The organism is Mesorhizobium sp. M0106 (assembly GCF_040322715.1).
Lineage (GTDB): Bacteria > Pseudomonadota > Alphaproteobacteria > Rhizobiales > Rhizobiaceae > Mesorhizobium.
In genome coordinates, this window is sequence record NZ_JAMYUA010000002.1 from 288,438 (window position 1) to 299,993 (window position 11,556).

General features: G+C 63.1%; 10 protein-coding genes. 8 read left to right on the plus strand and 2 right to left on the minus strand.

The window, feature by feature from the left end; genetic code table 11:
• The first annotated feature begins 19 nt into the window (after positions 1 to 19).
• From NKJ55_RS03140 to NKJ55_RS03150, 3 genes are read left to right on the plus strand one after another with little or no spacing between them, the layout of a single operon-like run.
• On the plus strand, positions 20 to 1,528 hold the full coding sequence (locus tag NKJ55_RS03140) for a TadA family conjugal transfer-associated ATPase (protein WP_352448622.1): 1,509 nt from the start codon (positions 20 to 22) through the stop codon (positions 1,526 to 1,528).
• 29 nt (positions 1,529 to 1,557) lie between these two features.
• Positions 1,558 to 2,571: a type II secretion system F family protein gene (locus NKJ55_RS03145; RefSeq protein WP_023676935.1), complete on the plus strand. Its 1,014-nt coding sequence runs from the start codon at positions 1,558 to 1,560 to the stop codon at positions 2,569 to 2,571.
• A gap of 9 nt (positions 2,572 to 2,580) precedes the next feature.
• Entirely contained in the window at positions 2,581 to 3,597 is a 1,017-nt protein-coding gene (locus NKJ55_RS03150; protein ID WP_023676936.1) for a type II secretion system F family protein, read from the plus strand.
• A gap of 112 nt (positions 3,598 to 3,709) precedes the next feature.
• Here the strand turns inward: NKJ55_RS03150 and NKJ55_RS03155 are convergent, their stop codons facing one another.
• A complete protein-coding gene (locus tag NKJ55_RS03155; RefSeq protein ID WP_352448681.1) occupies positions 3,710 to 4,531 on the minus strand; it encodes a tetratricopeptide repeat protein in 822 nt (273 codons plus the stop codon).
• Positions 4,532 to 4,654: 123 nt separating this feature from the next.
• Here NKJ55_RS03155 and NKJ55_RS03160 point away from each other — a divergent pair, with 123 nt between their 5' ends.
• From NKJ55_RS03160 to pdeM, 5 genes are all read left to right on the plus strand, one after another.
• A complete protein-coding gene (locus NKJ55_RS03160; RefSeq protein ID WP_352448623.1) occupies positions 4,655 to 6,019 on the plus strand; it encodes a leucyl aminopeptidase family protein in 1,365 nt (454 codons plus the stop codon).
• 69 nt (positions 6,020 to 6,088) lie between these two features.
• Positions 6,089 to 6,439, plus strand: a complete 351-nt coding sequence (locus NKJ55_RS03165; protein WP_023676939.1) for a MarR family winged helix-turn-helix transcriptional regulator — start codon at positions 6,089 to 6,091, stop codon at positions 6,437 to 6,439.
• 13 nt (positions 6,440 to 6,452) lie between these two features.
• On the plus strand, positions 6,453 to 7,313 hold the full coding sequence (locus tag NKJ55_RS03170; RefSeq protein WP_352448624.1) for a C40 family peptidase: 861 nt from the start codon (positions 6,453 to 6,455) through the stop codon (positions 7,311 to 7,313).
• Between the two features lie 67 nt (positions 7,314 to 7,380).
• A complete protein-coding gene (locus tag NKJ55_RS03175) occupies positions 7,381 to 9,903 on the plus strand; it encodes a ligase-associated DNA damage response DEXH box helicase (protein ID WP_352448682.1) in 2,523 nt (840 codons plus the stop codon).
• Entirely contained in the window at positions 9,900 to 10,616 is a 717-nt protein-coding gene (gene pdeM / locus NKJ55_RS03180; protein ID WP_352448625.1) for a ligase-associated DNA damage response endonuclease PdeM, read from the plus strand. Before NKJ55_RS03175 ends, pdeM begins: the two co-directional genes overlap by 4 nt.
• Before the next feature lie 2 nt (positions 10,617 to 10,618).
• Here the strand turns inward: pdeM and NKJ55_RS03185 are convergent, their stop codons facing one another.
• Positions 10,619 to 11,554, minus strand: a complete 936-nt coding sequence (locus NKJ55_RS03185; protein WP_352448626.1) for a dimethyl sulfoxide reductase anchor subunit family protein — start codon at positions 11,552 to 11,554, stop codon at positions 10,619 to 10,621.
• Between the last annotated feature and the right edge of the window lie 2 nt (positions 11,555 to 11,556).

The window sequence follows — 11,556 nt, forward strand, 5'->3', positions numbered from 1 at the left end:
GTGGAATTGGTAAGCGATCATGTTTGGTAAAAGAGGCAGCGACGACGGCAACCGGACCATTCCGGAATTCCGTCAGCCAGCACCCGCACCTGCTGCGCCGGCGGCCGCGAACCCTGTGGAAGCGGCTGTAACTGCCAGGCCGGCGGCGCTGCCGCCATCCGGCGCGCCTGCCGCGCCGGCGGTTCGCCGTGCGGTCGAGCCGCCGCCATTGGCCCCGGAGCCGAAAAGTATCCAGCGCCAAAAGAGCGAAACCTACTACGACACCAAAAGCCAGGTCTTCGCCGCACTCATCGATACGATAGATCTGTCGCAGCTCGCCAAACTCGATCCCGAAAGCGCGCGCGAGGAAATCCGCGACATTGTCAACGACATCATCGCGATCAAGAATTTCGCGATGTCCATCGCCGAGCAGGAAGAGCTTCTCGAGGATATCTGCAACGACGTTTTGGGCTACGGGCCGCTGGAGCCACTGCTTGCCCGCGACGATATTGCCGACATCATGGTCAATGGCTCCAAGAACGTCTACATCGAAGTCAACGGCAAGGTCGAGCAGACCGGCATCCGTTTCCGCGACAACCAGCAGCTCCTCAACATCTGCCAGCGTATCGTCAGCCAGGTTGGCCGCCGCGTCGATGAATCAAGCCCGATCTGCGATGCGCGTCTTCCTGATGGCTCCCGTGTCAACGTCATCGCACCGCCCCTGGCTATCGACGGCACCGCACTTACCATCCGCAAGTTCAAGAAGGACAAGCTGACGCTCGACCAGCTGGTCAAGTTCGGCTCGATTTCTCCGCAAGGAGCCGAGATTCTCAAGATCATCGGGCGTGTCCGCTGCAACATTGTCATCTCGGGCGGTACCGGCTCAGGCAAGACGACGCTGCTCAATTGCCTGACCAACTATATTGACCGCGAAGAACGCGTCATCACCTGCGAGGACTCAGCTGAGCTGCAATTGCAGCAGCCGCATGTGGTGCGTCTCGAAACCCGTCCGCCCAACCTCGAAGGCGAGGGCGAAGTGACCATGCGCGACCTGGTCAAGAACTGTCTGCGCATGCGCCCCGAACGTATTATCGTCGGCGAAGTGCGCGGACCCGAAGTGTTCGACCTGCTGCAGGCGATGAACACCGGCCATGACGGCTCGATGGGAACGATCCACTCGAACAGCCCGCGCGAATGCCTCAACCGCATAGAGTCGATGATCGCCATGGGCGGCTACACGCTGCCGCAAAAAACCGTGCGCGAAATCGTCGTCGGCTCCGTCGACGTGATCATACAGGCTGCACGCCTGCGCGACGGATCGCGGCGTATCACCCACATCACCGAGGTGATCGGCATGGAAGGCGACGTCATCATCACCCAGGACATCGTTCTCTATAACATCAAGGGCGAGGACGCGAACGGCCGGCTGCTGGGCGAGCACGTGTCGACTGGCATCGGCCGTCCGCATTTCTGGGAGCGCGCCCGCTACTACGGTGAGGAGCAGCGCCTCGCGGTTGCGCTCGAGGCGATGGAGAAACGCGCTGATTGATCCGTCTGGAAGCGTGGGGGCCAGGGTCGATGTTCGGAATTGACGGCACCGTATTGGCATTCGTCGTGCTCGCCGGCTTCAGCGCCGGCGCGGTGGCCTATGCTTTCCTGTTCAACCGGATCAGCACCGAGAAGCAGGTCGGCAAGCGGCTTGAATCGATCAAGACCGCCGAGACGGATCGTTCCGTCGTCAAGGCGTCGCGCGATCGCGTGGCGGAAGCGGCCAAGCGTCGCAAGTCCGTCCAGGATTCGCTGAAGGATCTCGATCAAAAGCAAAAGTCCAATCAGAGCCTGGTCAAGAAACCACCGCTGAAGATCCAAATCCGTCAGGCCGGCATGAAGATCTCGCTTGAGCGCTTCTATGTCTACTCGGCGGTCTGCGGCGTCGTCTTGACGGCTCTTGTCTATTTCATCGGCGCACCGTTGCTGGTCTTGCCGGCTGCGCTGCTGGTCGGCGTCTTGGGTCTGCCCCGCTGGTTCGTCTCGTTTCGCCGCGCGCACCGCGTCAAGGCGTTCCTCAACGAATTTCCGAACGCGCTCGACATCATCGTGCGTGCGGTAAAATCCGGCCTGCCGCTGAACGACGCCGTGCGTCTGATCGCCAACGAATCCCCCGAGCCGGTCAAGACCGAGTTCCGCCGCATAGTCGATTCGCAGCAAATGGGTTTGTCGATCCCTGACGCGGCCATGCGCATGCCAGAAACGATGCCGTGCACCGAGGCGAGCTTCTTCGGCATCGTCATCCAGATCCAGTCTCAGGCCGGCGGCAATCTTTCCGAAGCGCTGGGCAATCTTTCGCGCGTGCTTCGCGACCGCAAGAAAATGAAAGCCAAGGTCCAGGCATTGTCCATGGAAGCCAAGGCATCCGCCGTGATCATCGGCGCGTTGCCTTTCGTCGTCGCCTTTCTCGTCTATTTGACGAGCCCGAACTACATCATGCCCCTCTTCATCACCAGCACCGGCCATCTGATCCTCGGTTGTTCCGGCATCTGGATGTCGATGGGCGTCCTGGTAATGCGCAAGATGATGAATTTCGAAGTCTAGGACTCGCGTATGACCGATCACGTCATCAGAACTCTCACCGACCCGTCCCTGCTGATCGCACTGCTGGTCGGCATCGCGGTGTTTGCGACCGTCTTCACGCTGCTGCCCGCTTTTGGCGGGAACCAGCTCAAGGCGCGCATGAAATCCGTAGCGCTGGAGCGCGATGAGCTGCGCGCCAAGCAGCGCGCGCGGCTGGCAGTCGAAGCCGACCGCCGCCGCAAGGGCCTGCGCGAAGAACAGTCGGTCGGCATGCGCAATATTGTCGATCGCCTGGATCTCAGGCGTGCGCTGGCGGATGAAGGTACCTTGCAGAAATTGAAAGTGGCGGGTTTTCGCGGGCAAAATCCGCTGACGCGCTTCCTTTTCTTCCGTCTCGTCCTGCCCTTCATCGGCTTTGCATTGGCGGCGATGTATCTGTTCGTGCTCGGCGGATTGCCCGAGCAGCCGCTTTTCGTGAAGCTGTTCGTGTGCATCGTGGTAGCCTATGCGGGATTCTACGCGCCGGTGCTCTACGTCAACAACCGCGCTACCAAGCGCAAGCAATCGATTCAGATGGCGTGGCCGGACGCGCTCGACCTGTTGCTGATATGCGTCGAGTCCGGCATGTCGGTGGAAGCGGCGCTTCGCAAGGTCGCCGATGAGATCGGCGCGCAATCGGTGGCATTGGCGGAAGAATTCATCCTGACAAACGCCGAGCTTTCCTATCTGCAGGAGCGCAAGCAGGCCTACGAGAACCTTGCAAGCCGAACTGGCCTGGAATCCGTCAGGTCGGTGTCCCAGGCGTTGGTTCAGGCCGAGCGCTACGGCACGCCCGTGGCGCATGCGTTGCGGGTGCTTGCCAGTGAGAGCCGCGACATGCGCATGAATGCCGCCGAGAAGAAGGCGGCCGCGCTGCCGCCGAAGCTCACCGTGCCGATGATCCTGTTCTTCCTGCCGGTGCTGTTCGCCATCATTCTGGGTCCCGCCGGCATCCAGGTGAGCCAGCGCGGCATCTTTGGCGACCAGCCGAAATCCAGCAGCGAGTAGCGCCAGCGGCGTTGCCAGAAACGCTGATACGATTCAGGGCCACGCTGCCGGTGCAGCGCGGCTCTGCTAGACATGTTGCGGAATTCGCGCGCCGGTTCGGCGCTCGAAGCGGTCAGTTGGTGGCGGGCTTTGCCTTGTCCTGGTCCTTGAGCTGGCTCCAGGCATTCTGCTGCGCCAGCATCTGGCGAAGGTAAGCGACGTTAGCCTGCGCCTGATCCGGCGACAGCTCTTGCGAGGCGATCTTCTCGGCCTCGTCGAAACGGCCTTGCAGACCGACGACCAGCGCAAGGTTCTGGCGGACGCGGCTATCTGCATTCGGCTGCTGGGCGGCTGAGCGCATATAGGTTTCGGCCGTGCGCAAATCACCTTCCAGCACGTACGACATGCCGAGATTGGAAAGGATCGACGGTTCGTTCGGCCTGAGATCCAACGCCTTGCGATAGCCTTGGCGCGCCTCGTCCTTTTGGCCGAGCTGGTCGAGAATGGCAGCTTCCGCCGACACCAGTTTCCAATCAGGATATTCAGGGGTCTGCGCGCGGCGCACGGCATCGAGAGCCGGTTCGAACTGTCCGTTGGCGGCAAGCGCCTTGCCATAGGCGGCGAGCACGTCGCGGTCCTTCGGCAGGGCGATCGCCAGCTTGCGCATCACCGCAAGCGATTGGTCTGCGTCGCCGTCCATCTGCAGCGCCGCGGCATAATTTGTCGCGATCCGCTTGTCGCTGGGGTTTTTCGAATAGGACTGGCCGAGCGCCATCGTAGCGTTGTGCAGTTCGCCCGCCGACATTGTTTCCAGCGGCTTGCCGCTTGGACGAGAAATCGAGCCAGTCGTCAATTTGCTGGTTCCGCAGCCAGCGACGCCTGCGGCAAGCGCCATCATCAACGCCGTGCTGATCAGCCTATTTGCGCTGGCGTTCATCCTGCGGTTGGTCGGCATCGGCACCAGGGCTCCGTTCATGCGCGTGACCATTTGCGAGGTCATCTTTCCTCCCGCAGAAATATTCTGTTAACCCTAACGGAGAGTTAAGAAACGCCGACTCGGAAGCCGGAGGCCAGCGAAATGCCTGTCGAACTCGTCGAGAAAGAATTGAGCAATGCGCTGCCGGTCCATCTGGTGGCGAAGGATGCTCTGGCGGCGGCGGGCCTTGCGCCATCGTCGGTCGCCTGGGCCAAGGCCAACGGCTTTTCCGGCGAGGCCGGCCGGACGCTGATCGTGCCTGGCGACAACGGCGCGATTGCCGGAGCCCTGTTCGGCACCGGTGATGGCGAGGGCGCACTGGCCATCGGCGCACTAGCGAGAGCCTTGCCCGCAGGCGAGTGGCATTTTGCGTCCGCACCGGCCAAGCCGGAGCTTACGGCACTCGCCGTGGCGCTCGGCGGCTATGTCTTCACCCGCTACGGCAAGAAGCCAGGCAAGACGCTTCGCCTCGCGCTGCCGGCAGGCACCGACGCCGCCCGCATCCGCCGCCTCGCCGATGGCATTTTCCTGGCGCGCGATCTGGTTAACACGCCGACCAGCGATATGGGCCCCGGGCAGTTGGAGAAGGCCGCCCGGACCTTGGCCGCGACGCACAAGGCCGAAATATCGGTGACCAAAGGCGACGATCTTCTTACCGCCAACTTTCCGATGATCCACGCCGTCGGTCGGGCTTCTGCCGACGCGCCACGCCTGATCGACATGATTTGGGGGCCGAACAATGCCCCCAAGATAACGCTGGTCGGCAAGGGCGTCTGCTTCGATACAGGCGGTCTCGACATCAAGCCGTCCTCGGGCATGCTTTTGATGAAGAAGGACATGGGTGGCGCTGCCAACGTGCTGGGTCTCGCTTCCATGATTATGGCCACCGGGTTGAAGGTTCGGCTGCGCGTGCTCATCCCGGCTGTCGAGAATTCGATAGCCGGCAACGCCTTCCGGCCAGGCGACGTGCTGGTGAGCCGCAAGGGCATTACCGTCGAAATCGGCAACACCGACGCCGAAGGACGGCTGGTGCTCGCCGATGCCCTGGCCTTGGCCGATGACGAAGAGCCGCAGATGCTGGTCGATATGGCAACGCTGACAGGCGCTGCCCGTGTTGCGCTCGGTCCTGACTTGCCGCCGTTCTATACCGGTGACGAGACGCTTGCATCCGAGCTGGCGGACGCGTCCGTTGCGGTCGAGGATCCGCTATGGCGGATGCCGCTGTGGAAGCCCTATGACGCCAAGCTGGCGTCGAAGGTGGCCGACGTCAACAACGTCACGCCGGACGGTTTTGCCGGCTCGATCACCGCGGCGCTTTTCCTGAAGCGCTTCGTGGAAAAGACCGCCGGCTGGGCGCATGTCGACATCTTCGCCTGGAACCCGTTCGACCGCCCGCACGGCCTTGCCGGTGGCGAAGCGCAAGGCATCCGGGCGCTGGAGCAGGTCATTTCGAACCGCTACGGCTGATTCTCGGGCATAGCCGACGAAGGTATTGACTGAAACGGAACCGAAACAATTTTCCGTCATGCTGGACGGATGTCGATTATCATGCGTCCAAGCCAGGCCTTGCGACTATGGCAACAGGTGGTGTTATCCGAGGTGCGTGACGACGCGCCCGATCTCACTATGCGCCAGACGGCGATCCTGTTCACCATCTATCTCGATCCGCCGCCACATACGGTGCGGGGGTTAGCCGCCCGCCTCAACGTCACCAAGCCGGTGATCACCCGTGCGCTCGATACGATGGGGGCGCTGAAACTGGTGTCGCGCCACCGCGACGAGCTCGACAAGCGCAACGTGCTGGTCAGGCGTACAGTCGAAGGCGCGCTCTTTGTCGAGCGCTTTGGCGATGTTATCATTGCCAGAGCCCAAGAGTTGCCCATTTGAACGAGTTGCCGATTTGACCGCCAGGGATGCCCGCCTCCATGCCTTCCGCTCCGATCTCGCCGACGCCAGGCTGAAAGGCGAGGTTTCCGCCGACCGTTTCGTCGCCGGCCGGCCGGCTCGCATATCAGCCTCCGTCGCCGATGTCCGCAAGGCTCCGCGCCCGGATGCCGGCGTCGATACCCAGCTTCTGTTCGGCGAAGACGTCCTCGTCTTCGAGGACGTTGAGGGCTGGGCCTGGATACAGGCCGAGCGCGACGGCTATGTCGGCTATGTCGCCGACACTGTGCTGGGCGGTCGGGACCATGCGCCCACGCATGTTGTCTCGGTGCCGCGCACTTTCCTCTATCCGGGACCGGATTTGCGGTTCCCGATCAGCGGGCAACTCTCGATGGGATCGGCGGTAACAGTGAAAGGCGCGACTGAAACACGCCGCACGTACTATGCTCTGCTGCCATCCGGCGAGGCGGTCATATCTGACCATCTCAGGCCTGTCGCCGAGGTTGCCCCCGACTACGTCGCGGTCGCCGAGGCGTTTCTCGGCACGCCCTATCTGTGGGGCGGCGTCTCCGGATTCGGCATCGATTGTTCCGGTCTCGTGCAACTTGCAATGCACATGGCTGGCAGGCAAGTGCTGCGCGACACCGACATGCAGGCGGCGACCGTCGGTGAACCGCTCGACCTCGGGCCGGATTTTGCCGGGTTGCGGCGCGGCGACCTGGTCTTCTGGAAAGGCCACGTCGCGATCATGACGGACCCGGAGACCATGATCCACGCCAACGGCCACACCATGCTGGTGTCGCGTGAAGGACTGGGGGAGGCGATCGCCCGTATCGGTTATCTCTATGGCGGCCCGACCGGGTTTCGCCGGCCGTAACGCGAATCGATCACCTTTTGTTCTGATTCTGCTTGGCGATTGCGCGTTGCCGCGCTACCTCTGGCGCGTGACAGAGCAGCCGCGCCTTGCCCAACAGAATGCCGCCGTCGTCCTGCCCCAGCCATTCGTCAAATGGTTTGCGGAAAAGGGCTGGTCGCCGCGCGCCCACCAGATCGATTTGCTGGCCAAAGCCCAGGGTGGGCAGTCGGTATTGCTGATCGCCCCGACCGGCGCCGGCAAGACGCTGGCCGGGTTCTTGCCATCGCTGACCGAACTGGCCGGCCGGCCGAGGAGAAGGCCGGGGCAGGCGCATCGAGGCATCCACACACTCTACATCTCGCCGCTGAAGGCGCTGGCCGTCGACATCGAGCGCAATCTCGGCAAACCCGTCGAAGAAATCGGGCTGCCGGTCACCGTCGAGACGCGCACCGGCGACACGCCCGCACACAAGCGCCAGCGGCAGAAGCTGGCGCCGCCCGACATTCTCCTGACCACGCCCGAGCAATTGGCGCTGCTGATTGCTGCGCCCGATGCCAAGCGCTTCTTCGAGGACCTGCGCTATGTCGTGCTCGACGAATTGCATTCGCTGGTGACCTCGAAGCGCGGGCATCTCCTGTCGCTCGGGCTGGCCCGGCTGCGCTCGTTTGTGCCCGCCCTGCAGACGATAGGCCTGTCGGCGACGGTCGCCGAGCCTGACGAATTGCGGCGCTGGCTGGTCAGCCAGAATCCACCGGGGCCGATGGCCGAACTGATCGTCGTCACCGGCGGCGCCAAGCCCGACATCTCCATTCTCGATTCGGAGGAGCGCGTGCCGTGGGCGGGACATTCGGCCCGCTACGCAACGCCGGAAATCTACAACGAGATCAAGCGCCACAAGACAACCCTGCTGTTCGTCAACACGCGCAGCCAGGCGGAGTTGCTGTTCCAGGAGTTGTGGCGGGTCAACGAGGAGACCTTGCCGATCGCGCTGCATCACGGCTCGCTCGACGTCGCGCAGCGCCGGCGTGTCGAAAAGGCAATGGGCGAGAACACCCTGCGCGCCATCGTCGCCACGTCGACGCTCGACCTCGGCATCGACTGGGGCGATGTCGACCTGGTCGTCCATGTCGGCGCGCCGAAAGGTGCCAGCCGGTTGGCGCAGCGCATCGGCCGCGCCAACCACCGTATGGACGAGCCGTCCAAGGCGATCCTGATACCGGCCAACCGCTTCGAGGTGCTGGAATGCAGGGCGGCGCTCGACGCCAATTATCTCGGTGCCCAGGATACGCCGCCGCTGGTCGATGGCGGGCTCGACGTCCTGGCGCAGCACGTGCTGGGCTGTGCCTGCGGTGCGCCGTTCCATGCTGATGCGCTGTTCGAGGAGGTGCGGACGGCAGCACCCTATGCCGATCTCGATCGCCCGACATTCGATCGCGTCATCGATTTCGTCGCCACTGGCGGCTATGCGCTAAAGAACTACGAGCGCTATGCCCGCATCCGGTTGAACAAGGACGGACTGTGGCGGGTCTCAAATCCTCGCGTCGCCCAGCAATACCGGCTCAACGTCGGCACCATCATCGAAGTGCCGGCGCTCAACGTCCGCTACGTCCAGGCCGGCAGCAGAGGCGCGGCTTCGCGTGGCGGCCGGGTTCTGGGCAAGATCGAGGAGGCGTTCCTCGAAACGCTGACGCATGGCGACACCTTCATGTTCGCCGGCAAGGTGCTGCGCTTCGAAGGTATCCGCGAGAATGAGTGCTTTGTCTCGAATGCACCCGGCAGCGACGCCAAGGTGCCGTATTACGGTGGTGGCAAATTCCCGCTTTCGACGTACCTGGCCGAACAGGTCCGCGCCATGCTGGACGATCCGCAGCGCTGGAAGAAGCTGCCGGAGCAGGTCGCCGACTGGCTACGCTTCCAGGCCGACAAGTCGGTGCTGCCGAAACGCGACGATCTGCTGATCGAGACCTTTCCGCGCGGCAACCGCTACTATCTGGTGGCCTATCCGTTCGACGGCAGGCTGGCGCACCAGACGCTCGGCATGCTGCTCACCCGCCGCCTCGACAGGGCGGGAGCCAAGCCGCTCGGCTTCGTCGCCACCGACTATGCGCTTGCCATATGGTCGCTGGCCGATATGGGCCATATGTTCAGGGCGAAGAAACCGTCGCTGGCTGCGCTATTCGATCAGGACATGCTGGGCGACGACCTCGAAGCCTGGCTCGCCGGCAGTTGGTTGTTGAAGCGCACCTTTCGCAATTGCGCGCTGATCTCGGGATTGATCGAGAAACGCCACCCGGGGCAGGAGAAGAGCGGCCGCCAGGTAACCGTGTCGACGGATCTCATCTACGACGTGCTGCGCAGCCACGAGCCCGACCATATCCTTTTGCAGGCGACGCGTGCCGATGCCGCGACCGGTCTCTTGGATGTCAGCAGACTTGCCGAGATGCTCTCGCGCGTCCAAGGTCGAATCATGCATAAGAACCTCGAGCAGATATCGCCGCTCGCCGTGCCGATCATGCTCGAGATCGGCAAAATGCCGGTGCATGGCGAGGCCGATGACACGCTGCTGATGGATGCAGCCACGCTGGTCGAGGAGGCCATGGGGACGAAATGACTGTCGCGCTCGCCATGGCTGCGCCTCTGGCGGATGCGGGCGCTGTCCGTATCGCCGGCGAACGCGCGATCTGCGACCGTCGCGGCGTGCTCTATTTTCCCGAATTCCGGCTTCTGACCGTATCCGACCTGCATCTGGAAAAAGGCTCATCACTGGCCAGGCGCGGCACGCTGGTCCCACCTTACGACACCGGTGCGACGTTGCTCCGGCTGCAGGCGGTGATCGCCGATTATCAGCCTGCGATCGTTATCAGCCTGGGCGACAGTTTTCACGATGGCGGCGCCGCCGCACGTATGCACGCGAGCTTTCGCCAAAGGCTGGAAGGGCTGATGGTCGGGCGCGACTGGTTCTGGGTCGCCGGCAATCATGATCCTGAAGCGCCGGCCGACTTGCCAGGCGAGACCGTGCACGAGCTGGCCATAGGCTCGCTACTCTTCCGGCACGAGCCTTCGGCGGTGAGAGTGGAAGGCGAGATATCAGGCCACCTGCATCCTTGCGCCCGCATCGTGCAGCAAGGCCGTTCGGTGCGGCGTCGTTGCTTTGCCGGCGATGGCGGCCGCATGATCATGCCGGCTTTCGGCGCCTATACCGGCTCGCTCAACGTGCTCGATCGCGCCTATGCCGGGCTGTTCCGCCGCGAAACGCTGATGGCCTATATGCTTGGCACAGAGCGCATTTTCGCGATTTCCCACACGATGCTCAGGCCGGGCTAAACCTACCTGCCGTAGTACAAAGCGACCGTGTGCTTGGCCTCGGCGAAGAACAGCCAGCGCTCGACCAGCATTCCGGCGAGTTGGGCGATTGCGGCGAGTATCGACAGTGCTGCCGCATAGGGCCACGGCAAGGCGAACGCCGCGACCAGCAGCAACGCGGGCAAAGCAAAGGCCAGCACCTGCGTGATCTGGCGGAGTTTAGCGCTGTGCTTGCGCGCAATGCGAAAACCCATCTCCTTGAGCAGATAGTTTTCCTCGGTATGCGGCCATTCCAGCGACCGCACCGTGCCGCCGGAAAGCCCGGTTGCGGTGTTGGCGTTGGTCGGGATCTCCAGCCTGTCATTGTATCGCCAGGTCGCCAGCTTCAAACCCCAGCCGAGCGCGGTCAGCAACAGGGCAGCCGCCAGAAGCATATTCGAGCCTGCGGCAAATCCCTGCAGCAGGGCGTTGAGCAGTACGCTGCCGGTCATCGCCGAAAAGACCAGGTAGGCGGGCAGGGTGAAGCGGCTGTGCCACTGGGCAATCGGCTTCAACGACGCGTAGATCATGCCGGTGGTGCAGACGGTGACAACCGCGCCGATGGCAGCGAGCAGCCCGGCGACAGCCGCCCAGCCGCTCGTACGGCCGAGGACCACCCAGCCAATACCGAACAGTCCCGCCGGCACGAAGGTGGCGACCGAGGCAACACCTTCGCGCGACAGCCATGAGCTACGCCATTGCGAGAAGGCACGCCAGGCGCGTTCGGGCCGGCCGAGATGGCCGGCCGACGACAGCAGGCCTGTCGAGATCAGGCCAAGCGCCAGCCCCATGCCGGTGAGGCCAAGCCAGAAATCGGGCGGGATAAAGCCCTGTCCGGCGAGCACGCCAAGTAGTGCGAGCAGGCCGTAACCGGCGCCCGTGGCGGTGGTGAAAAAGACGACGGAGAATGCTGGATGCATGA

Bases quoted from the DNA above. Each gene is read 5' to 3' on its own strand.
- NKJ55_RS03140 (WP_352448622.1), top strand. From the start codon at position 20: ATGTTTGGTAAAAGAGGCAGCGACGACGGCAACCGGACCATTCCGGAA.
- NKJ55_RS03145 (WP_023676935.1), top strand. From the start codon at position 1,558: ATGTTCGGAATTGACGGCACCGTATTGGCATTCGTCGTGCTCGCCGGC.
- NKJ55_RS03150 (WP_023676936.1), top strand. From the start codon at position 2,581: ATGACCGATCACGTCATCAGAACTCTCACCGACCCGTCCCTGCTGATC.
- NKJ55_RS03155 (WP_352448681.1), bottom strand. From the start codon at position 4,531: ATGCCGACCAACCGCAGGATGAACGCCAGCGCAAATAGGCTGATCAGC.
- NKJ55_RS03160 (WP_352448623.1), top strand. From the start codon at position 4,655: ATGCCTGTCGAACTCGTCGAGAAAGAATTGAGCAATGCGCTGCCGGTC.
- NKJ55_RS03165 (WP_023676939.1), top strand. From the start codon at position 6,089: ATGTCGATTATCATGCGTCCAAGCCAGGCCTTGCGACTATGGCAACAG.
- pdeM (WP_352448625.1), top strand. From the start codon at position 9,900: ATGACTGTCGCGCTCGCCATGGCTGCGCCTCTGGCGGATGCGGGCGCT.
- NKJ55_RS03185 (WP_352448626.1), bottom strand. From the start codon at position 11,554: ATGCATCCAGCATTCTCCGTCGTCTTTTTCACCACCGCCACGGGCGCC.